The sequence below is a fragment of the Halovulum sp. GXIMD14793 genome (genome assembly GCF_054457435.1).
The window spans coordinates 1-22005 of the sequence record NZ_JBTLNE010000020.1; the positions used below are offsets into that span (position 1 = coordinate 1).

At 60.4% G+C, this 22005-nt stretch carries 25 protein-coding genes; 12 read left to right on the top strand and 13 right to left on the bottom strand.

Going from position 1 to position 22005, the window contains the following annotated elements; all coding sequences use genetic code 11:
* Positions 1-172: 172 nt before the first annotated feature.
* Positions 173-640 carry an Lrp/AsnC family transcriptional regulator gene (locus ACW9UQ_RS07320; protein ID WP_458930354.1) on the bottom strand — a complete coding sequence of 156 codons (468 nt, stop codon included), beginning with the start codon at positions 638-640 and terminating at the stop codon, positions 173-175.
* A gap of 138 nt (positions 641-778) precedes the next feature.
* On the opposite strand from ACW9UQ_RS07320, the gene cysG reads away from it, so the two are divergent.
* The 6 genes from cysG (at position 779) to ACW9UQ_RS07350 (ending at position 7215) form a co-directional block, all read left to right on the top strand.
* Complete coding sequence (cysG, locus tag ACW9UQ_RS07325; protein ID WP_458930355.1) at positions 779-2170, top strand: siroheme synthase CysG; 1392 nt, start codon at positions 779-781, stop codon at positions 2168-2170.
* A gap of 2 nt (positions 2171-2172) precedes the next feature.
* On the top strand, positions 2173-2469 hold the full coding sequence (locus ACW9UQ_RS07330; RefSeq protein WP_458930356.1) for a DUF2849 domain-containing protein: 297 nt from the start codon (positions 2173-2175) through the stop codon (positions 2467-2469).
* Positions 2469-4127 (top strand): nitrite/sulfite reductase, encoded by a 1659-nt coding sequence (locus ACW9UQ_RS07335; RefSeq protein ID WP_458930357.1) that lies wholly within the window; start codon positions 2469-2471, stop codon positions 4125-4127. The genes ACW9UQ_RS07330 and ACW9UQ_RS07335 overlap by 1 nt, the downstream gene beginning before the upstream one ends.
* A complete protein-coding gene (locus ACW9UQ_RS07340; RefSeq protein ID WP_458930358.1) occupies positions 4096-5286 on the top strand; it encodes a phosphoadenylyl-sulfate reductase in 1191 nt (396 codons plus the stop codon). The genes ACW9UQ_RS07335 and ACW9UQ_RS07340 overlap by 32 nt, the downstream gene beginning before the upstream one ends.
* A 34-nt stretch (positions 5287-5320) precedes the next feature.
* Positions 5321-6142: a ferredoxin--NADP reductase gene (locus ACW9UQ_RS07345; RefSeq protein WP_458930359.1), complete on the top strand. Its 822-nt coding sequence runs from the start codon at positions 5321-5323 to the stop codon at positions 6140-6142.
* Positions 6143-6306: 164 nt separating this feature from the next.
* Positions 6307-7215, top strand: coding sequence for a methylenetetrahydrofolate reductase (locus ACW9UQ_RS07350; protein ID WP_458930360.1), 909 nt, complete (start codon positions 6307-6309; stop codon positions 7213-7215).
* 6 nt (positions 7216-7221) lie between these two features.
* Here the strand turns inward: ACW9UQ_RS07350 and ACW9UQ_RS07355 are convergent, their stop codons facing one another.
* Positions 7222-7545, bottom strand: coding sequence for a hypothetical protein (locus ACW9UQ_RS07355; protein WP_458930361.1), 324 nt, complete (start codon positions 7543-7545; stop codon positions 7222-7224).
* On the bottom strand, positions 7545-8201 hold the full coding sequence (locus tag ACW9UQ_RS07360; RefSeq protein ID WP_458930362.1) for a DUF805 domain-containing protein: 657 nt from the start codon (positions 8199-8201) through the stop codon (positions 7545-7547). Before ACW9UQ_RS07360 ends, ACW9UQ_RS07355 begins: the two co-directional genes overlap by 1 nt.
* Positions 8202-8568: 367 nt before the next feature.
* On the opposite strand from ACW9UQ_RS07360, the gene ACW9UQ_RS07365 reads away from it, so the two are divergent.
* A complete protein-coding gene (locus tag ACW9UQ_RS07365) occupies positions 8569-9804 on the top strand; it encodes an AAA family ATPase (RefSeq protein WP_458930363.1) in 1236 nt (411 codons plus the stop codon).
* 36 nt (positions 9805-9840) lie between these two features.
* On the opposite strand, the gene ACW9UQ_RS07370 is transcribed toward ACW9UQ_RS07365, so the two are convergent.
* The 3 genes from ACW9UQ_RS07370 to ACW9UQ_RS07380 form a co-directional block, all read right to left on the bottom strand.
* Positions 9841-10425, bottom strand: a complete 585-nt coding sequence (locus ACW9UQ_RS07370; RefSeq protein WP_458930364.1) for a DUF4291 domain-containing protein — start codon at positions 10423-10425, stop codon at positions 9841-9843.
* 73 nt (positions 10426-10498) lie between these two features.
* Positions 10499-11323: a 2,3,4,5-tetrahydropyridine-2,6-dicarboxylate N-succinyltransferase gene (gene dapD, locus ACW9UQ_RS07375; protein ID WP_458930365.1), complete on the bottom strand. Its 825-nt coding sequence runs from the start codon at positions 11321-11323 to the stop codon at positions 10499-10501.
* Between the two features lie 68 nt (positions 11324-11391).
* Positions 11392-11859, bottom strand: coding sequence for a hypothetical protein (locus ACW9UQ_RS07380; RefSeq protein WP_458930366.1), 468 nt, complete (start codon positions 11857-11859; stop codon positions 11392-11394).
* A 122-nt stretch (positions 11860-11981) separates the two neighbouring features.
* Here ACW9UQ_RS07380 and ACW9UQ_RS07385 point away from each other — a divergent pair, with 122 nt between their 5' ends.
* The gene (locus tag ACW9UQ_RS07385; RefSeq protein WP_458930367.1) at positions 11982-12809 is read left to right on the top strand and encodes an LOG family protein; all 828 of its coding nucleotides are present in this window, start codon (positions 11982-11984) and stop codon (positions 12807-12809) included.
* 71 nt (positions 12810-12880) lie between these two features.
* Here the strand turns inward: ACW9UQ_RS07385 and ACW9UQ_RS07390 are convergent, their stop codons facing one another.
* The 4 genes from ACW9UQ_RS07390 to ACW9UQ_RS07405 form a co-directional block, all read right to left on the bottom strand.
* Positions 12881-13756: an esterase-like activity of phytase family protein gene (locus ACW9UQ_RS07390; RefSeq protein WP_458930368.1), complete on the bottom strand. Its 876-nt coding sequence runs from the start codon at positions 13754-13756 to the stop codon at positions 12881-12883.
* The gene (gene mepA, locus ACW9UQ_RS07395) at positions 13735-14586 is read right to left on the bottom strand and encodes a penicillin-insensitive murein endopeptidase (RefSeq protein WP_458930369.1); all 852 of its coding nucleotides are present in this window, start codon (positions 14584-14586) and stop codon (positions 13735-13737) included. Before mepA ends, ACW9UQ_RS07390 begins: the two co-directional genes overlap by 22 nt.
* Positions 14583-15914 carry an MFS transporter gene (locus ACW9UQ_RS07400; protein ID WP_458930370.1) on the bottom strand — a complete coding sequence of 444 codons (1332 nt, stop codon included), beginning with the start codon at positions 15912-15914 and terminating at the stop codon, positions 14583-14585. The genes mepA and ACW9UQ_RS07400 overlap by 4 nt, the downstream gene beginning before the upstream one ends.
* 65 nt (positions 15915-15979) lie before the next feature.
* On the bottom strand, positions 15980-16519 hold the full coding sequence (locus ACW9UQ_RS07405) for a thioesterase family protein (RefSeq protein ID WP_458930371.1): 540 nt from the start codon (positions 16517-16519) through the stop codon (positions 15980-15982).
* 137 nt (positions 16520-16656) lie between these two features.
* Between ACW9UQ_RS07405 and ACW9UQ_RS07410 the strand changes: the two genes are divergently transcribed.
* Positions 16657-16959, top strand: a complete 303-nt coding sequence (locus ACW9UQ_RS07410; RefSeq protein WP_458930372.1) for a YggT family protein — start codon at positions 16657-16659, stop codon at positions 16957-16959.
* Positions 16960-16992: 33 nt separating this feature from the next.
* Here the strand turns inward: ACW9UQ_RS07410 and ACW9UQ_RS07415 are convergent, their stop codons facing one another.
* The 3 genes from ACW9UQ_RS07415 to ACW9UQ_RS07425 are packed head-to-tail and all read right to left on the bottom strand — an operon-like array spanning position 16993 to position 19046.
* Complete coding sequence (locus ACW9UQ_RS07415) at positions 16993-17451, bottom strand: NUDIX hydrolase (RefSeq protein ID WP_458930373.1); 459 nt, start codon at positions 17449-17451, stop codon at positions 16993-16995.
* Between the two features lie 9 nt (positions 17452-17460).
* Positions 17461-18711, bottom strand: coding sequence for an RNA polymerase sigma factor (locus ACW9UQ_RS07420; RefSeq protein ID WP_458930374.1), 1251 nt, complete (start codon positions 18709-18711; stop codon positions 17461-17463).
* Entirely contained in the window at positions 18708-19046 is a 339-nt protein-coding gene (locus tag ACW9UQ_RS07425; RefSeq protein ID WP_458930375.1) for a YciI family protein, read from the bottom strand. The genes ACW9UQ_RS07420 and ACW9UQ_RS07425 overlap by 4 nt, the downstream gene beginning before the upstream one ends.
* A 163-nt stretch (positions 19047-19209) precedes the next feature.
* Between ACW9UQ_RS07425 and hslO the strand changes: the two genes are divergently transcribed.
* From hslO to ACW9UQ_RS07440, 3 genes are read left to right on the top strand one after another with little or no spacing between them, the layout of a single operon-like run.
* The gene (gene hslO, locus ACW9UQ_RS07430) at positions 19210-20190 is read left to right on the top strand and encodes an Hsp33 family molecular chaperone HslO (RefSeq protein WP_458930376.1); all 981 of its coding nucleotides are present in this window, start codon (positions 19210-19212) and stop codon (positions 20188-20190) included.
* A 36-nt stretch (positions 20191-20226) separates the two neighbouring features.
* Complete coding sequence (locus ACW9UQ_RS07435) at positions 20227-20826, top strand: CoA pyrophosphatase (protein WP_458930377.1); 600 nt, start codon at positions 20227-20229, stop codon at positions 20824-20826.
* Entirely contained in the window at positions 20823-21998 is a 1176-nt protein-coding gene (locus tag ACW9UQ_RS07440) for a CCA tRNA nucleotidyltransferase (RefSeq protein ID WP_458930378.1), read from the top strand. The genes ACW9UQ_RS07435 and ACW9UQ_RS07440 overlap by 4 nt, the downstream gene beginning before the upstream one ends.
* Positions 21999-22005: the final 7 nt, after the last annotated feature.

Consider the following 22005-nt stretch of genomic DNA (forward strand, 5'->3'; position numbering starts at 1 on the left):
AACCCGCACATTCCCGCGCTGAACCGGTAAGTAGGGGCAGATCAGCGCGTAGTGGCTTTCTGTTATCTCATTCATAACAGATACTTTGTACAAAACAGCACTATGCAATAGTGTTAACAGGCCCTAGGAAATTCCGCCAACCCCTGTCTGGAGCTGGCGCTTCCCTTGCCTGTCACAACTGATCAAGTGGCAGGGCCGTGGTGGATTTGATTTCCTCCATCGACAGGGTCGAGGTGACGTTGAAAATTGACACCTCCTTGATCAGCGCCCGATAGAAATCATCATAGGCCCGCGCATTCGGCACCCGGACCTTGAGGATATAGTCGATATCCCCGGCCAGCCGGTGCGCCTCGACCACTTCGGGCCGGTTTCGGATGGCCGTCATGAACCGGTCCAGCCAGTCCGCATCATGTTCCGCCGTGCGCACCATCACGAAAAAACAGGCATCAAGACCGATCTTTTCCGCATCCAGCAGCGCGACCTCTCCCTTGATCACGCCAGCGGCTTTAAGTTTGCGAATCCGGTTCCAGACCGGTGTCTTGGAGCCGCCGACCAGCCGGGCCAGATCCTCCAGAGAGGGGGAGGTGTCCTGCTGCAGGGCGGCCAGAATTCTGCGGTCCATTGAATCGAGGGCGATCATTTTGGTTTCTTGTCTCAGGCTGTGATTTTGTTCTTAGCTTTTCGATTTTAAGTTGATATTATCCTTATTTTCAAGGCCATATCGTAACATATCGGGAAAATGTTCTATATCGCTAGGAAGGTGAGCACGGGGACCTTCATGCGACATTTCCCAATATTCCTTGATCTGCGCGGTCGGCGGGTCGTTGTATCCGGTGCCGGGGCATGCGCCGTGGCCAAGCTGCGTCTGATCCTGAAAACAGAGGCAGAGGTCACGGTTTTCGGCGCAGACCCGGATTCTCAGGTTGAACTCTGGGCGCGTCAGGGTCGGTTGACCCTGTTTCGCCGGGCGCTTGCCGCCGGGGATGCGGAGGGGGCCGCGTTGGTGTACGGCGCGACCGAGGATGCCGCAGCGGATGCTGCGGCGGTCAGGATCGGCAAAGCCGCAGGTGCGCTGACCAACATCGTCGACAACCTGGAGGAAAGCGCCTTTATCACACCGGCCATCGTCGACCGCGACCCGGTCACGGTCGCGATTGGAACCGAAGGGGCTGCGCCGGTGCTGGCACGCCGCATCAAGGCGGATCTGGAGGAACGCCTGCCCGCAACGCTGGGTGCTCTGGCGCGGATCGGTCAGGCGTTCCGCCCGCGCGCCGATGCCTTACCCATGGGCCGCAAACGCCGCCGGTTCTGGTCTCGCTTCTATTTTGAGGCCGGTCCAGAGGCGCTGAAACAGGGGCATGAAACCGTTGATGCGGTGTTGGAAGACCTGTTAAGCGACGAACTGGCGGCACAGGAAGACACGGGCCATGTCTGGCTGGCGGGGGCCGGTCCGGGCGATCCCGATTTGTTGACGCATAAGGTCCGGACATTGCTGCACGACGCCGATATCGTGATCCATGACCGTCTGGTGCCACAACCCATTCTGGAGCTCGCCCGGCGCGAGGCGACGGTGATCGAGGTGGGCAAAATCCCCTATGGTCCCTCCTGGAAACAGGACGATATCAACGCTTTGCTGGTTGAACATGGCCGCAATGCGCAGGTCGTTCGGCTGAAATCGGGCGACCCGACCGTGTTTGGCCGTCTGGACGAGGAGATGGAGGCGCTGGATACAGCCGGGGTGCCGTTTACCGTGCTGCCCGGCGTGACCTCGGCCACGGCTGCGGCGGCGACGCTTAAGGCCAGCCTGACGCAACGCGGACGCAACTCTGCCCTGCGCGTGCTGACGGCGCATGACATGGACGGTTTTGCGGAACAGGACTGGCGGGACCTTGCCGCGCCGGGGCAGGTGGCTGCGATCTATATGGGCGTGAAGGCGGCGCATTTTCTGCGCGGGCGTTTGCTGATGCACGGATGCGCAGGTGACACGCCGGTTACCGCCGTGGAAAACGCCAGCCGCCCGGATCAACGGGTGATCAGCAGTACCTTGCTGGGTCTGCCGGGCGCGCTGGCGGATGCCGCGCCCCAAGGCCCGGTGATGATCCTGCTGGGCTTGTCGCCCAGAACAGCCCGGCAGGTGCAGCACCCACAGCCACAACCAAGGGAGGCCTGATCATGCCGCGTGTCTTTGCCCCCAAAATCGCAACAGCCAATGACCTGTTGCTGGGCGATGTCGTCTATTTCACCGGCCAGGACTGGAGCCGTGATCACAGCGACGCAGCCCTTGCCGAAACGGAAGAGGCCGCCAGTGATCTGCTGCGCGCAGCCGAAGGGTTCGCGCATCAAATCGTCGGCGCCTATCTGGCCGATGCGCAACTGAGTGACGGCAAACCGGCCCCGGTGCACTTTCGCGAGGTGTTCCGGATGCAGGGGCCGTCAGACTACACCCACAGCAAGCAGGCGGAAACGTGATGTACAGCTACTCCGAATTTGACAAAGACTATGTCCGCGCCCGCGTGGCCGAGTTTCGCAGCCAGGTGGATCGGCGTCTTGATGGCTCTTTGACTGAGGATGAGTTCAAGCCCCTGCGGCTGATGAACGGCCTTTATCTGCAGCTGCATGCTTATATGCTGCGGGTTGCGGTCCCCTATGGAACCCTGAAATCCGCGCAGATGCGCCAGCTGGCGATGATCGCGGATCGCTGGGACAAGGGTTACGGCCATCTGACCACGCGCCAGAACATTCAGTTCAACTGGCCAAAGCTGCGCGATGTGCCGGATATTCTGGACGCTTTGGCGGATGTGGAAATGCACGCCATTCAAACCAGCGGAAACTGCATCCGCAACGTGACCTCGGATCACTATGCCGGGGCCGCTGCGGATGAGATTGAGGACCCGCGCCCAACCGCGGAACTGTTGCGCCAGTGGTCCACAGATCACCCGGAATTCACTTATCTGCCGCGAAAATTCAAGATTGCCATCACCGGCAGCCCCAATGACCGGGCCGTCACCCGGGCGCATGATATCGGCCTGCGCATGGTGCGTGATCAGGCCGGTGCGCCGGGCTATGAGGTGATCATCGGCGGCGGTCTGGGGCGGACACCGATGATTGGCCGCACTGTCCGGTCCTTCCTGCCCAAGGCGGATCTGCTGCCGTATCTTGAGGCTATTTTACAGGTCTATAACCTGCATGGTCGCCGGGACAACAAGTACAAGGCCCGCATCAAAATCCTCGTCCATGAGACCGGGTTTGAGGCGCTGCAGGCCCAGATCGAAGAGGTTTTTGAGCACCAGAGGACGCTGATCAAACCGGCTGATCCTGATCTGATCGCAGATCTGGACGCCGCCTTTGCCCCGCCGCAATGGGTGACGCAGCCTATCCCGGACTTGCCGGATGACGCGGGCTTCCGCGCTTTCCTTGACACCAATGTGCTGGCACATAAGCGGCCTGACTATGCGATTGTGAATGTCTCGATCAAGCCAATTGGCGGGGTTCCGGGCGATGTGACCTCGGATCAGATGCGGGTGCTGGCAGATCTGGCCGAACGCTATGGCCATGACGATCTCCGCATCAGCCACGAACAGAATATCGTCCTGCCCCATGTGCATCGCGCTGATCTACCCGGTGTATATGAAGCGCTAAGGGCGGCAGGGCTGGCGACGGCAAATATCGGGCTGATTTCAGATATCATTGCCTGCCCCGGCATGGATTATTGCGCCCTTGCCACTGCTCGGTCCATTCCCGTAGCGCAGCAAATTTCAGAGGCATTTTCCGATCTGGACGCGCAGCACGATATCGGCCCGCTCAAGATCAAGATATCAGGCTGCATCAATGCCTGCGGTCATCACCATGTCGGTCATATCGGTATCCTGGGCCTCGACCGCGCTGGGGTCGAGAATTACCAGATCACCCTTGGCGGCGACGGGCGGGAGACCACAGCAATCGGCACCCGCACCGGACCGGGCTTTGCCCATGATGAAATCGTGCCTGCCATCGAGCGGCTGATCGCGGCGTATCTGTCGATCCGCGAAGATGCTTCCGAAACCTTCCTGCAGACCTATCAGCGCGCCGGGATGGAACCGTTCAAGGCCGCGCTTTATGAAACCGAAGGGACACCCCGTGCTGCATGATCCTGTAAGCCACTTCACGTCGGATTTAGCGCCCGAGGTGCTGAACTCCCGTTATGAAACCTCGACCCCTGAGGACATCCTGCGCGATGCTTTGACGACGTTTCGCGGCCAGATCGCGCTGGTATCCTCTTTTGGGGCGGAATCGGCGGTTCTGCTGCATCTGGTGGCGCAGATTGATCCAGGCATGCCGGTGATTATGCTGGAAACCGGGATGCTGTTTCCCGAAACGCTGGAGTATCAGCAGCGCTTGTCACAGCAGCTTGGCCTGACGGACGTGCGTCTGATCCGGCCTGATGAGGGAGCATTGAAGCAGCGTGATCCCTATGACGCGTTGCGTCTGTCCAATCCGGATGCCTGCTGCGACCTGCGCAAGGTGGAACCGCTGGAACGCGCGCTGTCTGGCTTTGCCGTGACAATCACGGGGCGCAAGCGGTTCCAGTCGGGGCCGCGCGCACGCATGCCGCTTTTTGAGTTGGAGGATCACGGGCGGATGCGGATCAACCCGCTAAAGGATTGGGCCGGGCCGCAGCTGTCTCAATATCTGGATCAGCACGATCTGCCGCGCCACCCCTTGGTGGCCAAGGGATACCCGTCTATCGGGTGTGCGCCCTGCACGACAAAGGTGGCCGCAGGCGAAGATGCGCGCGCTGGGCGCTGGCGTGGGACGGACAAGATTGAATGCGGTATCCATCTGACGCCAGAGGGGCGCTTGGAACGCAGCAAGCCGAGCCGCCAACTGATCACCGCAGCTGGTTTTGTGGAGGATGATCTTGGCCCAAAGGCATTGCAGGTCCCGGTTGACCGGTTGCTTAGCGAAGACCCCAAGGATCCGTCCGGCCCCTTGGTCGCGCTATTGGAGGCGACCAGCGATCCAATTGCGCTGCAGCCATGGTTCGAGCAACTGGACATGATCGTGATCCCGTTTGCCAGTTCCGATGACGGGCGCGGCTTTTCCTTGGCGCGTCAATTGCGGCAGCTTGGCTATTGGAGGCGGCTGCGCGCCAGCGGCCATATTCTGGTGGATCAGTTCCGCGCCGCCATGCGCATCGGCTTTGACGAAGTCGAGATCAGCGCCGAACAGGCCGCCCGCAACCCCGAGGCACAATGGCTTGCAGTGCCGTTGATTGACTCATATCAACGCCGGGTAGTGGCCGCCTGAGGCACAAGCGTGACGCCAGATCGCCGGGCAGAAGATGAAAGACGAGAAGATGACCGCCGAAACCACGCCTATAAAGGCAACCCCCGCTTTGCCAAACGCCCAGACCGTGACCGAGGTCCACCACTGGACCGACCGTCTGTTTTCCTTCCGCCTGACCCGCCCGCAAGCCCTGCGCTTCCGCTCGGGCGAGTTTGTGATGATCGGGCTGATGGGCGACAATGACCGCCCGCTGCTGCGCGCCTATTCCATCGCCTCGCCCAGTTGGGACGAAACGCTGGAGTTTTACTCGATCAAGGTGCCTGATGGCCCCCTGACCTCAAAACTGCAACTGATCGAGGTGGGCGATCAGGTGATCCTGAAGCCTAAGGCGGTGGGCACCCTGGTGGTGGATGCGCTGCTGCCGGGCACGCGGCTTTATATGATCGCCACCGGCACAGGCATTGCGCCCTTTGCGTCGCTGCTGCGCGACCCGGAAGTCTATGAAAAATTTGAAGAGGTGATCGTCACCCATACCTGCCGCGATGTCGCCGATCTGGAATATGGACGGCAGCTGATCGAAGGCCTGGATGATGACCCGCTGATCGGGGAAAGCGTTGCGGGCAAGGTCAAATACCTGCCCACCACCACCCGCGAGCAAAGCCCGCATATGGGCCGCATCACCGAGTGGATGCAAAGCGGCAAACTCTATGATCAGCTTGGCGTGCCGCCGCTTAACCGCGAAACCGACCGTGTGATGATCTGCGGTTCCATGGGGCTGAACACAGATGTCAAAGCCATCGTCGAGGCCGCTGGCCTGCGCGAGGGGGCAAATTCTGAACCGGGCGAATACGTGCTGGAAAAAGCGTTTGTCGGTTAATCGACGGGCGCTTGTTCTTCTGAAGGGCTTTCGCACTCCCTGATTTGTGTTTGTACTGTGATCTCTATGGCGTTTCTAATACGGCATGGGTCGTTTTCAGCGACTCATAGACCTGTGAATGCCGCGATAGACTTGGGCGATTAGGACCTGTGCGAGAGGCCAGCATGAATGTGATCCCTTTGCGACCGAAGCCATCGACAACCGGGCTGTCCGGCCTGTTGCAGGATTTCTCGATCGAGGTGATGCCGCGAACGGCCGAAAAGGTTGCGGATTTTGCTGCGATTCTGCCGGCGGGAACGCGGGTTTATATCGCTCATATTGATGGCACGCCGATTGAAGATATGGTTGCCACGGCCCGGCGGCTGGCGGGTGATGGGTTCCGGGTGATGCCGCATTTCCCGGCCCGCTCCATCCCCGATGCGGCGACCCTGCGGGACTGGGTTCAGCGCTATCAGGATGACGCCGGGGTCACCGAGGGGCTGCTGCTGGGCGGCGGCAATGCAACGCCGCGTGGTGAGTTTCATTCCTCGATCCAGTTGATTGAAACCGGCCTGTTTGATCGCTTCGGGTTTACGGATCTGCATATCGCGGGACATCCGGAAGGGAACCGGGATATCGACGGTGACGGATCAACCTGGCTGGTGGATGAAGCGTTGCTCTGGAAGCAGGATTTTGCGCAACGTACCGATGCGCGTATGGCGATCACAACCCAGTTCGCATTCGAGGCACAGCCGATCATCGACTGGGCCGAGCGGCTGGCCGATTTGGGGGTGACCCTGCCGATCCATCTGGGTGTGGCAGGCCCTGCAAAGCTGCAGACCATGATCCGTTTTGCCATGGCCTGCGGTGTCGGGCCATCGCTGCGGGTTCTGCAAAAGCGGGCCAAGGACCTGAGCAAGTTGTTGCTGCCGTTCGAGCCGACAGGCGTGTTGGCAGACATCGCGGCGTACCGTCAGGAAAACCCCGCCAGCCTGATCCGGCGCATTCATTTCTTCCCATTGGGTGGAATTGACAATTGTGCGACCTGGATCAGGGATCAGACCTCGGCCAGCCGGGCGGCGACTGGCGCGTAATGCGGATCAGTCGGTGAACGGGTCGATCTGCACGACGATCACAGCGTTTTCCGCCAAGGCCCGGTCCATCAGCGCGCGTTCCTCGTCGCCGATCTCAACCCCGTCGGCCAACTGATCCTCCAGCGTGCCATAGCCGGTGACATCCAGCGGGGCCATCTCGGCCTGTTTCAACACCGCAACGGTTTCGCGGACCGCTTCGGCCTCGTCCACACCGGAGGCATAGCACAGGATACCTGCCCCAGTGCTGCCTTTCGGCAGGCCATCCCCCGGGTTGCGCTCGACCTCAACCAGCAGGGTAAAGACCTTTTGTCGTGAACCCGGTTTGGGCATCAGAAGGCCACCCGCCGGACGCGTCCGGCGCTTACGCCACGTGACCTGCGGCGTACCGTCGGCCCCTCGGGCGATATGTTGATCACATGCACATGTGCAGCATCCGCAAGCCGCCGCTGTGATGCACCTTCCACCTGCGAGATAAACTCCTGCGCGCGGTCAGGCCGCCCAGTGCGCACCTGTTGCCCTTGCTGCGAAGCGTTTGCAGCCATTTCGGTGATATGTGCGATCAGCTGGTCGCGATCCGTCTTGCGGGCGCTTTGTCTGGCGCGCCGTGTTTTTGGTTGATGCGGGACCTGTGTGGCAGACGCTTCCTTGGTTTCCTTACCAAACAAGAGCTGCAGCGCCAGCAAAAACCATCCGACGCCGACAGCCGCCAGCCCAAGGATCAGGTGGAGAAAAGGCCACTTGCTGCCTGCATCGCGCAACCGCCGGATGGTCGCGGCCAACAGCATGATGGAGCTTGCCCCCATAGCTACGTATAGGATCAGCTCGGCCTGCTCGCGCTCCTCTCCGCGCAATCGGCCGCCGACAAACTCCCGATAGTAGTGATCAAGATCCACATAGACCGCGATAGATACCAGGAACACAGGCACAAGAACGATGACGTGCAGCAGCCAGGCGATACGCCCGGTCCGGCCTGAAAATAACGGCATACTCACCCTCCTGAAACCCTAAGGACCTTAGCAGGCCTTAGGTTGTGTGCCTATTTGTTCCGCGATTTGTCGAAATCACCACGCATCATAGCGGTCAGGACAATCTCGGCCTTAATAAATGTCAGCAACCTGTGCCTTTGGCAACATATCCAGGTCAGAGCGACATATCCCTGAAATTCGATCTTGCCCCGAATCACCGCGCGATGTATCCGGGCGCTCCACCGCAAGCAAGAAAGGAGGGTGGCGATGCAAAATATGACATACACCCTTCGGGGTCAGACATTGGGCTGAACGCCCATCAATCGATATGACCAGCCGCAAGATCGCGGCATCTGCTTAAGGAGCGGGCAATCGCCCCGTAAATACCATGTTTACGATAGAAGACTTCCTTGTGCGCGCCGCAGGGTCCGAATTTTTTGCCGGTGGCCTGGCATTGGGCCTGCTGGGCGTGGCGTTTGGCGTATTGCGCCTGTTGCTGGGCCTGTTCCGGCGGCGGGTGGAACGGCGCTGGATGGCCTCGGTCACTGTCGACAACCGGTCACCTGCCTATCGGCATCTGTATGTCTGGTTGGAGGCCAGTGGGGCGCTGCGCCATATCCGCCACGTGCGGGCCACAGGTGTGCGGTCGGGCGATGCTGAAATCTATGCTCCGGCGACCGGGCGGCACTGGTTCCTGCATGGCGGGCGGCTGTGCTTTTTCGAGCGGCATCTGAGCGAGAAATCGCGGGTTGGTGTTGGCACTGAAGCCAAGCCGATGGAAACGCTGACCGTCACCATGTTGTTCGGCACGCCCGAGCAGTTGCAGGCCTGGGTCAGGAAAGGCGCAGAGATCATCCGCAAGCAGGAAGAAACCGGTCCGGGGCTGCATGTCCTGAAATGCGATTGGTGGAACCATGTCTGTGATCTGCCAAAGCGGTCGCTGGATACGGTGCTGGCAGATGACGACCGGATTGAGCGTCTGGCCGAGGATATGCGATGGTTCTTTGCGTCAGAGGACTGGTATCGCGACCGGGGTGTGCCATGGCGACGGGGGTATCTGCTGCATGGGCCACCGGGGACGGGCAAATCCAGCGTGATCCGTGCGCTGGCCTCTGATCTGCGGCGGGATATCGCGACTGCGGCGCTGGCCAGTCCGCAGCTTTCGGATGAAGAGCTGCGCGATGGTCTGGCGTCAGCGCCAAAAGGCGCTTTGCTTGTGCTGGAAGACATCGATGCTGCCTTTGCCGGGCGGAAGGCTGAGGATCGGTCCGGGATCACGTTCTCGGGTCTGCTGAATGCCATCGATGGGGTCGCAGCGCAGGAGGGGCGGGCTTTGGTGATGACCACCAACCACCCCGAGCGTCTTGATCCGGCGCTGATCCGTCCGGGCCGGGCCGACATGCATGTCGAACTGGGCCGGGTGGGGGCTGACACCGCTGCACGTCTGTTCGCCAGGTTCTTCCCCGGCGAAGAGGAACTGGCCGCACGCTTTGCTGCAGCGCTGGGCGATCTGAAGACAACGCCTGCCGCTTTGCAGGGCTGGCTTCTGGCCAATGCAAAGGACCCGGAGGCCGCAGCGACCGCTGCGGACTTGCGGCCCGAAACCAGGATGGCCGCCGAGTAACCCCTCGGCGGTCATCATCTTGCTGATCCGGGCCTATCAGACGCCCGGCCTATCAGACGACAGTGTCCAACCCAACCCAATCCGCGCCGCGTTTGCTTCGCCCGGCCAATAGACCCGCTCTGCCGGGGTCTGCAGGGTTTCACGCAGGCGGCCGCGTTGTTCGGCAACAAAGGGCGTCATGTCGATGACCTCCAGAAATTCATCTGTTCCGAACGCCTTCAGCACCTTCCCGCGCAAGCCCAACTGGATCGCCCGCCGCTCTAGCGCTGCGCCAGAAGGATCATGATCCGGATCCCATTGTAGCCGTACATCCGAAGCGGCGATGGCGGCTTTCCATGCGGCGTGATCCGCAATATGAGATTGCGTCAGATTGGAGGCCACGGCCTGACCAAGAATGCCGTCAAAGAAAGCGCGCGAAATGCGCAAGCCAAGCACCATCTCCTGATCCGGTTTGGTCGCCCAGCCGCAGCGATACATCATCCAAAGAAAGTTGGGTTTGATCCAACTCATCCGGTCAAACGAGAATTCGCCGCCAAACCGGCCATGCTCAATCGCATACCGCGCGATTGACGGTTTATAGGCCTGGTACACCAGAACCGTCTGGTCGTCATATTGCGCCATGATATGACGACCAGATTGCGGCCAATGGGCGGATTGGTGAAGGTAACTCTAAGTATCCATTCGCGCCTGCAGGTCAGTCTCTCAGCAATTCATTGATCCCGGTTTTTGAACGGGTCTGCGCATTCACCCGCTTTACGATCACCGCGCAATACAGGTTCACCCCGTTCTTTGAGGGCATGGAACCGGCGACAACGACAGAATAGGGGGGCACCTCGCCATACATCACCTCGCCGGTGTCACGGTCGACGATCTTGGTGGATTTGCCGATGAACACACCCATACCAAGGACAGAGCCTTCGCGGATGATGCAGCCTTCGACCACTTCAGAGCGAGCACCGACAAAGCAGTTATCCTCGATGATCGTCGGGCCGGCCTGCATCGGTTCCAGCACGCCGCCGATGCCGACACCGCCGGACAGATGCACGTTTTTGCCGATCTGTGCACAGGACCCCACGGTGGCCCAGGTGTCGACCATCGTCCCTTCGTCCACATAAGCGCCGAGGTTCACAAAGGAGGGCATCAGCACCACGCCCGGCGCGATATAGGCGGATTTGCGCACAATGCAGTTCGGTACGGCGCGGAAACCTGCGGCGCGCCACTGGTTGTCGCCCCAGCCCGCGAATTTGCTGTCGACCTTGTCCCACCAGCCGCCATTCTGCGGCCCGCCATCCTGCCGCTCCATATCCTTGATACGGAACCCCAGCAGCACAGCCTTTTTTGCCCATTGGTTTACATGCCAGTCGTCGCCACGTTTCTCGGCCACCCGCAAGGCACCGCTATCGAGGGCATTCAGCGTATCCTCGATGGCTTCACGGGTTTCGCCTGTTGTGGCGGGGGTGATGCTGTCGCGTCCATCCCAGGCGGTTTCGATGGCGGTTTCCAATGCGGCGGTGTCCATGGGTCTGTCCTGCTTATTTCCAACATGTGCAATACTGACTGGCGTCAGGCGGGGCAAGGCCGCGCGGCTTACATATCCGCTTCGGCCTTTAGATTGCGAATGTGCGGCATACCAGACAGCACATCATGAAACGCCTTTTGCCCGGCAACCTGAATTGAAGGATCGCGCTTGCGGCGGCCGGTCAGTACATCCATCAAGCCGCGTTTGTGCCAATGCTCGGCGAAGGCACCAGCCTCGTCCCAATCGACCGCTTGGTACCGTGCGGTGTCGTCGGCATCTTCGACACTGTCTGTTACATGAACGCCAATCATGAAGGTCTTGTCTTCGTGCTTGATAAAAAAGCACCATCCCCAGTCTTCCGCGAAGACGTCGCTACCCGTGTCAGTTTCAGTCCACCCGTTCGACAGGAGTGCTGATTTTACAGCCTCGCCCAACTTGCAGCCGGGGATTGAGTTTGGATTATCTTCAATCTCTTGAGGCGTATCCTTACATCCGCTGACATCGAACCAGAAAGTTTCGGCATCTAGGTTTGGCATGACCCTGTCCCCTTATTCGTGCAATCGTCGGTCTTTCTTTGCATATATTGTTAATGCGCAGCTATATGGCAGGATCGCACTTGTCGCAACGCTGCCTTGGTCGCGGCCAGAAGGAGAATACAATGTCAGAACATCGCGGGCGTCCCAGCCCATTCCCGGATGCAGGTGAGGATCGGCGCAAGGCACAGGTGCAGCCGGTAACGCCGCAAACCTTGTCACCATCTTATCGGCTGGCCTTTGATGACCCTGATTTTCTGGTCCGGGACGAATTGCGCCCGGTGCGTTTGCAGCTTGAATTGCTAAAGCCTGAACTGGCGCTGACCGAGGCTGGGATCGAATCGACCATCGTTCTGTTTGGCGGCGCGCGTATCCCGTCACCCGACGAAAAGGACAAGGCGCGCACGGAAACGCTGGCCGGTTTGTCGAAATACTATGCCGAAGCGCGGGAGTTTGCCCGGATCTGCACCCTCAAAAGCCTTGAGAAAGGCGGCAAGGAAGATGTGATTTGTACCGGCGGCGGTCCCGGTGTGATGGAGGCCGGATGCCGCGGGGCTGAGGATGCCGGTGGCCGGTCCCTGACCCTGAATATCGTGTTGCCGCACGAACAGGCCCCCAACAGCTATGCCACGCCGGAGCTGTGCTTCAACTTTCACTATTTCGCTATTCGCAAGATGCATTTCCTGATGCGCTGCCGGGCTTTAGCGGTGTTTCCGGGTGGTTTTGGCACATTGGATGAGTTGTTCGAGACCCTGACCCTGATACAGACCAAACGGATGGAGCGGTTGCCCATTGTGCTGTTTGGCCGAGATTTCTGGACTCGCATCATCAACTGGGAGGCGCTGTCGGATGCCGGTACCATCTCGGCTGATGATCTCGACCTGTTCCAGTTTGTTGAGACCGCACAAGAAGCGGTCGAGATCATTGAGGCGTTTCGGGCGGATGCAGGGTAACAGGTGAAGGTGGTCTCGCCGTCCAATAGGTACGGCGAGACGAAGCCTTGTCCTCACCCAAGACGCCTTAGTTAGGGCCGCAGCACATATTCCACAAAGATCGTGCTTTGAAAAAAGCTGTAATTGTCGTCAGAGATCAGCGTTAGCCGGATTGCCCCATCGGCGTCCCGCCAGACGTCGATCCCTTCCATATTATCCAATCTGCCGAAGCGGGTTTCCAGCAGGGTTTCTTCGTCTGACAGGCCATCGGGGCTATGCCGAAACCGGCGGATGCGGGTGCGAAAGCCTGACAGCGTCCGAAAGTCCCGCTCCAGCACATAGAGCCAGCCATCGGGGCCAAACTCTGCCCCGACCATCAGGAAATCACCGGAACGGGGGACGGCGAACGGCTGTGTCCAGCGACTGCCAGAATAGCGATAGACCGGAAACGGCCGGGTCAGTTTTCCGGACCGTTCGGGGATGGTGTAAAGGTTGCCATCCGCATCGCTGGCCAAAGCCTCCAGCGAAGAATTGTTCTGCAATTTGGCATAGTCTGGATGCCGCGCCGTTTCCGTCGCGGCCAGCCGCATATCGGTATAGCCCCAGACGCGGTGATTGGCTTCGAACGACACCCAGAGCGTTCCATCCGGCGTCAGGGTCAGCCCCTCGGCGTCGATATCGTAGCGGCGCACGGGTTGCCCCTTGGGATCAAGGATAGGCCCGTGATCCTCAAGGATCACGGCGTGCAGTTTGCCATCCTTGCGCTCCAGCCGACCAGTGGCGAAATGCCCCTTATCGGCAACCGTGACAAAGCGGCGGCCATCATCGCTAAGCGCCAGCCCGGAATAGCTGCCAAATCCGTCATAGTTTTCGCGCCATCTAAGCCGCCCGGCCTCTTCCAGGCTGGCGGCTGATAGCGGTGAGGCAAAGGCGAGGCAGGCGAGGATTACTGCAAGACAGTGGCGCATTGCGGCGGCAGGTCGGACAACCTCAACTGTCGGCGTGGTTTGGGTGGCGGGGCATTGGGATCAGGTTTCGCCGGTTTCAGGGCATCGGTGACCCACCAGATGGCCTCTTTGCAGCCATCGCCGCGCGGGATCGGATCCTGGTTCTGGCATCCCCGTGCGCCTTTGGGGCAGTTCATCCGCACATGGAAATGATAGTGATGCCCCCACCAAGGCCGGATCTTGCGCAAATAGGCGCGGTTTCCGGTCTCATCGGCACACATCTTCAGCTTGACCGGAGCGGTGACGAAAATTCGCGCGACGGCCGGATCACGGGCGGCGGCGCGAAGCACGCGGTGATGCTGCGGTGTCCAGTTGCCATTCACGTTGCGCTGATCTTTCGTGCGCACGCTGATCGACGACAGGTTTTCCCGCTCAGCCCGGGTCAGGTTCAGGCGCTGTGGCGGCAGCATCCAGATATCAGCATCAAGGCCCAGTTGGTGGCTGCGATGCCCTGACAACATCGGTCCGCCGCGCGGCTGGCTGATATCGCCAACGTAAAGCCCGGCCCAGCCGATCTGTTTCGCCTGCAGTGACAGCCGCTTGATGAACTTGATCATCTCGGGATGGCCCCAGTTGCGATTACGGCTCAGGCGCATGGCCTGCCAGGTCGGACCGCTTTCCGGCAATTGTTCTGCCCCAGCCAGACATCCCTTGGCATAGCTTCCAAAAGGTGCGGAGCGTTGGTTCGACGGGGCTGCGTGCGCCCCGAACAATTGCTTTGCAGGTGTTTCCGCTGCCGCTGGCAGGGCCAGCAGGCACATACTGATCAGAAGGGCGGTAATACGGATCATGTCTCAGCCTCTGCTCTGGTTTTCACCCAGTATAGCAGGATCAGGCCAATTGCGAAAAGCAAGATCAGCGGACTGACACCCAGCCGGTCCGAGCCGGTCAGGTTTGTCATCGCATCAATCGAGGCCGGTGCAAGAAAAGTCGTGGCTTTGCCGGACAACGCGTAAAGGCCAAACCCTTCGGTCATGCGCCCTGGTTCTGCCTGATGCGTCATCAGCGTGCGCGATGCGGCTTGCAGCGTGCCACCCGCGGCACCGATAATGCCCCCGCAGATGTAAAAGACGATATCGGGCACCGGCGAACCCTTGGCCAGTTCAATCCCCATAAAGCTGCTGCGCGAGGTGCTCAAGATGATCAAAATGACCGCCATCAAAGTAATGACGCAGAATGCCACAATCGGTTTGGGGCCCACCTTTTTATCATAGGTGCTGCCAATCCAGGCACCGATTGCACCGGTGATGTTGGCGAGGATGCCGAAAACACCGATCTGGACAATGCTCCATTCCAGAACATTGGCGGCAAATATTCCACCAAAGGCATAGAGACCGTTTAGGGCGTCACGGTAAAACATGGACGAACCTAGAAAGGCAAACAGGCTTTGCTGGGATGGCAGGCGTTTCAGGGTCTGGCCCAGTTCTTTCAGGCTGGTGCGAACCGCGTTTTTTCGGCGGCTTTTGCGCGGCGCATCAGGCACCCAAAGGAACAGCGGGATGATAAAGATCACCAGCCATAAGGCAGTTATCGGCCCGGCGGTACGCGTGCCTTCACGGGCCTCGGGATCAAAGCCCAGGATCGGTGGAATGCCCAGCAGAGTCACGCCTTTGGCATTTTCGGCCAGAAACAACAGCATGATAGCAAGCACCAGCAGTCCGCCGACATAGCCAAAGGCCCAGCCGCGCCCCGACAACTCGCCAACATCTTCACGCGGGACGATTTCAGGCAGCATAGCGTTGTTGAATGTCGTTGCGTATTCCAGCCCGATTATGCCGATGCTGAAGGCGACGAGGATCCAGATATAGGTTTCCATACCTGGTGTGGCGAACCACAATGCGCTGGCACCCAGCACGTACAGCACCAGAAATCCCGCAATCCAGGGTTTGCGCGGCCCCGTCGCATCAGCCAATGCCCCGAGGACCGGGGCCGTGATTGCGATGATCAGGCCTGTGATCCACAGCATGCGCGCCCAGTGCGCCTGCCCGATGGTTTCATCTGTTGCGACAAAGCCCGTGAAATAGGGGGCAAAGATGAAGGTAATCAGCAGCGTGTGAAATGGCTGGGTCGCCCAGTCAAAGAACATCCAGCCCCAGCGGCCCTTGCGATCTGTGTGCATACTTCGCCCCCCCCGTATCTGTCCGTGATATGACAGGGCCGCCAGCCTTGGGGCAAGGAAAACCGTCAGGCTGGTGGGTCAATGGGTGGCCAGGGGCGTTTTGCCTCCGCCTCGATCCAGGCTTGTACCCAGTCGGGCAGGTCGGGGTTCCAGTCTGGCTGACCAGCCTCGGTCAGGACTTCGCGGGTCGGTACGATGCCGTTCTTGTCGGTCACCGCCACCCGGTAGAGTACCGAGGACAGCGCCTCGCCCTTACGCCACATCGACTGGTGGATATAAAGAAAGCGACCGTCATGCCCCAGGCCGGTGGAATGTACCTGAAACCGGTGGAACACCCGCACGCGCCGCCGCCACCGGACCGAGGCCCCGGCCATGGTCATGCCCCAGCCGCGCCGTTTCAGGGCACCGCCCAGTCCAACCCTCAGCGCCAGCGTGAGCCGCCCCAGATCATAGATTGATAGTGTGCGCCCGTTGTTCATCTCCATCCACATATCCAGATCCCAGGGCATGCAGGTATGGGTCGAGATATGGGTGCCGTCAGGCCGCAGCTTTTCGGCCTTGCGGTGCAGGAACAATTCGATGGCCATACGTCGGAACGGAAACATGCAGAGGCCCTCCTTTAAACTGAAGACTGTGGTCTTCATTGCCTGTTAAGCAAGATTTCCGCAACGTCAGTGCAGACCTTGTCAGGCCGTGTTGCCGGGATTAGATGTGATACGCGCGCCGGTTGAGGAGGTTTTCCGTGCTGACAGTTATTGTTCCGACGATCATTGATACCATGCTCGTCATCCTCAAAATCGTCTGGTTCTTTGTGATCGTGCAGGTCATCATGAGCTGGCTGATCAATTTCGATGTGCTGAACGTACGCCAGCCGCTGGTCTATCAGGTCTGGTCTTTCCTGAACCGTCTTCTGGAACCGCTTTACGCGCCGATCCGCCGGATCATCCCCCCCTTTCAGGGAATAGATATCGCCCCGATGGTACTGATCGTCGGTTTGTTCGCGATGGATAGTCTTCTGGTTAGGCTGGCCGCGCAACTCTATTAACGCCGCCCTTTTCGAACAGGCCGAGCGGCGCGGTCAGCGGGGTCTGGTACTGCCGGGGGAGATCATCGCCATGCCGGCAAACCAGGCCGACCCGGCATCGGGAAAGGCCAGCGCCGCGTCCTGCCAGGGCAGGAACAGCGCACGGTGGCCGGGTTCGGTTGGTGGGCCGATGCGGTGGCCTGGGCGGGCAAGGTATATGTGGCAGATTTTCTCGGCCCACATGTCATAGTCAGGCATGTAAACAAAACGGCGGTAGACCCCAAGGCGGGCCTCGACCTGAATTGACCAGCCGGTTTCCTCCAGGCATTCGCGATAAAGCGCCGCGATCGGCTGTTCGCCCGGGTCGATACCGCCACCGGGCAATTGCACCTCGGTGGTATCCGTCGTCTGTTCTGTCACCAGCAGATCTGTCCCGCGCCGGATCACGGCATAGATGCCGGGGCGGCGCTGATATTGAATGTCTTTGCGGGTGGGGTGGTCAAAGCAACGCATGGCCTGACACTAGACTGCATCCTGTCCCGGCGCATCCCGATTTTCGATGCCGAGCGCGTCGCGCCGACGCTGCAACCAGCGTGTTTCGGCGGTATTGCGGGACAGCTCAATAGCTTTGTCGAGATCGGTACAGGCCGCTGCAAGCTGGCCCTGACGACGATAAAGCTCTGCCCGGGCCGCATAGAATGGCTGATACCGGACCAGCGACCCTGCAAGTGTGGTGATCAGCGCCTCTGCCTCTGTCAGGTCGCCCGCCTGACAGAGCGCGACTGCATGGTTAAGCGTCACGACATCCGAAGGGGCGATGACGGACAAGGTTTTGTACAGACCGGCAATCTGTTTCCAATCCGTCGCGTCCCAATCCGCTGCATCGGTATGCACAGCGGAAATCGCGGCCTGTATTTGATAGGCACCGGGCCGTTTATGGGCGAGCGCGTGCAGCAGATGCGTGCGCCCCTTGTTGATCTTATCCCTATCCCACAGAGTGCGGTCCTGCGCCTCTAGGGGGATCATCTCGTGCTGACCGCGGGCCGGGCGGCGCGCATCGTGCAGCAGCAACAGGGCCAGCAGGCCTTGGGTTTCGGGCAGGGGCCGCAGGCGAAAGGTGATCCGGGCCAGATGCAAGGCCTCTTCGGCCAGATCGGCGCGGGTCAGGGTCGTGCCCTCAAACGCGGAGTAGCTTTCGTTATAGATCAGGTAGATCACGGCCAGAACCTGCGGCAGACGATGGGGCAATTCGGCGGGTTCTGGGACCTCGTAAGGAATGCCTGCGTCGCGGATCTTGGTCTTGGCGCGGGTCAGCCGTTTGGCAATCGCAGGCTCGCGGGACAGAAAGGCACGCGCGATCTCGGCAGTGCTGAGGCCGCCCAAGGTGCGCAGGGTTAGGGCGACCTGTGCCTCCTGTGCCAGGGCGGGATGGCAGCAGGTAAAGATCAGACGCAGGCGTTCATCGGGGATTGCGCCCTTGTTGGGGATGTCCTGCGCCTCGGTCAGCATCGTGATGGTGCGACGCATGACCTCTGATCCTTGCCGCGCGGTTTTGCGCAGGCGGTCCAGCGCGTGGCGTCGCGCCACCGTCATAAGCCATGCGGCAGGACGCTCGGGCTGGCCCTGTTGCGGCCAGACCTCTGTTGCTTTGGCAAAGGCCGCTTGAAGCGCGTCCTCAGCCAGGTCGAAATCGCGGAACTGCGCGAGCAGGGCAGCCAGAAGCCGCCCGTGATCCGCGCGAAACACACGGATCAGATCGCGCCTGGTGTTCATTCTTCGTCGAACACCATCAGGGGCCGAACCTCGACCGTGCCATACTTGGCCGATGGGATTTTCGATGCCCATTTGATGGCATCGTCCAGCGTCTCACACTCCAGCACGAAATAGCCCCCCAACTGTTCCTTGGTCTCAGCAAAAGGACCATCTGTGACCTGCCTCTCGCCATTGCGCATACGGATGCTGGTGGCGGTCGAAACCGGCTCTAACGCCTCACCCCCAACATAGACACCTGCGGTGGTGATTTCCTGAAAATAGGCTTCATACTGGTCCATGAGGTCATCGGGATCGCCAAGGGCTTCGTCTGCGTAGATCAGGGCAAGATATTTCATTTGTCATTCTCCTTTGATGGGCGAGCATGTTTCTTATGCTCTGACATATTGACGCGCAGGATCGGGCATTCAGGACAGTGGGGCAAAACTTTTTTGCATCGCGCGCTTGGCATAGTGGCGATCAGGGACTATCTGGTGCGTCTTGCAAAGCCGGAGCAGCATGATGACCGAAAATTGGGACGATACGGTTCTGCCGTTTCAGCTGGACAATGCCGATGTGCGTGGCCGGGTGGCGCGGCTGGATACCTCGTTGGACAAGATCCTGGCGCAGCATGACTATCCCAAACCTGTGGCGGCCCTGGTGGCAGAGGCCGCTTTGCTTACCGCGCTGATCGGCCAGACGATCAAGCTGCGTTGGAAGCTGTCCGTACAGGTACGCGGCAATGGGCCGATCCGGCTGATTGCAACGGATTTCTATGCGCCTGAGGGTGAGGGGCAGCCAGCCCGCATCCGGGCCTATGCCAGCTTTGATGCTGACGCGCTGGACGGCCCGGGTTCAGCATTTCATAAGCTGGGCAAAGGCTATTTCGCCATTCTGATCGATCAGGGCGACGGCATGGCCCCCTATCAGGGGATCACGCCGCTGGCCGGAACCTCACTGGCGGATTGCGCCGAGACCTATTTCGCCCAATCCGAACAATTGCCGACCCGGTTTGCCCTGACCATGGGCGAGGAGGCTGGCCCGGATGGGCAGACCAACTGGCGGGCCGGTGCCGTGATGCTGCAGCATATGCCCAAAGCCTCCCCCTTCGCGGCAGGCGACGCAACGGGGGAGGACGGCCTGCTGGCGCCCGGTGATCTGCTGCAGGGCGATGATGAGGAAAACTGGACCCGCGCCACCATGTTGCTGGAAACGGTCGAAGTGACAGAACTGGTTGGCCCGCATGTCACGATGGAGACCCTTTTGGTCCGGTTGTTCCATCAGGAAGCACCGCGCGTCTTTGATCCGCTGCCAGTGGCCTTTGGCTGCACCTGCGGGCCGGACAAGGTGGTGCAGACCATGTCGATCTATTCCGCCAAGGATATTGGGCATATGACCAATGCCGATGGCAAGGTCACCGCCGATTGTCAGTTCTGCGGCGCGCATTATGAGTTCGATCCGGCAGAACTTGGCTTTGAGGGCACGCGGGCGCAGCAGGACTGACTTGCGGGTCACGCGCAGAGGCTTCATCTTGCGGCTATGGATCGTCCGACACTGAATACCGCCGATATCGCGGCGCGGCTGGCGCGCCGGGCCGCCCCCTCAACCGATTTCGATCTGGATGGGGTCCGGCCCGATGCGGCGAAACTGCGTCCGGCGGCAGTGCTGATTGCACTGGTCGAGCGGCAGGCCCGGTTACATGTGATCCTGACCCGGCGGGCGCGGAACCTGAAACATCACCCCGGCCAGATTGCTTTTCCCGGCGGCAAGATTGATGCCTGTGACACGGACGCTACCGCCGCTGCTTTGCGCGAGGCTGACGAAGAGATCGGACTTCCGCCCGATATGGTTCATATCCTTGGCGACATGGCCCCGCACGAAACCGTCACCCGGTTTCAAGTCACCCCTGTCGTCGCCGAAGTTCGGGGCGACCCTAAGCTACAGGCGCAGGAGGCTGAGGTCGCAGAGGTGTTTGAAATCCCGCTGGATGTCTTGCTGGACCCCGCCAATCTGCAGGTGCAGTCGCGCCGCTGGAATGGGGTGCTGCGGCATTACTATGTCATTCCTTACGGGCCGTATTACGTTTGGGGGGCGACGGCGCGTATTCTGAAATCCCTGTCTGATATGGTGCAGGCGTGACCCGGGTTGTCGCGGATTGGGTGTCGATCCCCGCCTCGCAAAAGGTCTGCGGTTTGCTGACCGAAGCCGGGTATCAGGCGCTGTTTGTGGGCGGGTGCGTGCGCAATGCGTTGATGGATCTGCCGGTGGCTGATCTGGATATCGCCACCAGCGCGCGTCCTGAAACCGTGGTATCGCTGGCCGAGGCTGCGGGGCTGCGCACCATTCCGACCGGCATTGACCATGGCACGGTAACGGTGATGGCGGATCACATCCCGTACGAGATCACCACCTTTCGCCGCGACGTGTCCGCCGATGGACGGCGGGCAACGGTCGCGTTTGCCGATGACATTGTAGAGGACGCTCGGCGGCGCGATTTTACCATGAACGCGCTTTACACGGTGGCTGACGGCACCCTGCATGACCCGCTGGGCGGTCTGCCGGATTTGCAGGCGCGGCGAGTGCGGTTCATTGGCAAGGCCGAAGACCGCATTCGCGAGGATTACCTGCGCATCCTGCGGTTCTTTCGGTTTCACGCGATTTATGGCGATCCGGATGCCGGGCTGGATGCCGACGGTCTGGCAGCCTGTGCCGCGCTGGCGGATGGCATCGGGCAGTTGAGTGCGGAACGTGTCGGAGCAGAGATGCGCAAGCTGCTGGGCGCGGATGATCCGGCCCCCTCGGTCGCAGCGATGGCGGCCAGTGGGGTGCTGAAGCGTGTGCTGCCGGGGGCGGACCCCAAGGCCCTTGCCCCGCTTATTGCGCTGGAACAGGGCATCGGTATTGCGCCCCGCTGGCAAAGACGCCTTGGCGTTCTGGGGCAAGCGGATTGGACCGATGCCTTGCGCCTGTCACGCCAGGAAACGCGCGCCCTGCGGGAGGCTCAGTCGGCTATTGCCGCCGGTTTGCCCCCGGCCGTCAGTGCCTACCATCATGGGGCAGAGGCGGCGACCGATGCCATCCTGATCCTGTCCGCAAGTCTGGCCAGCCCACCAACAGGCAACTGGCAGGCAGAGGTCGCCCGAGGGGCTGCGGCTGAATTCCCGCTCCGCGCCCGCGATCTGATGGACCGGATTGCACCGGGACCGGCGCTGGGGGCGGCCATGACCCGGCTGGAGGATGCCTGGATCGCCTCGGACTTTGCGCTTGGCAAAGCGGATCTTCTGGCGATTGACTTGGACGAGGCGCTCTGAAAGGGTC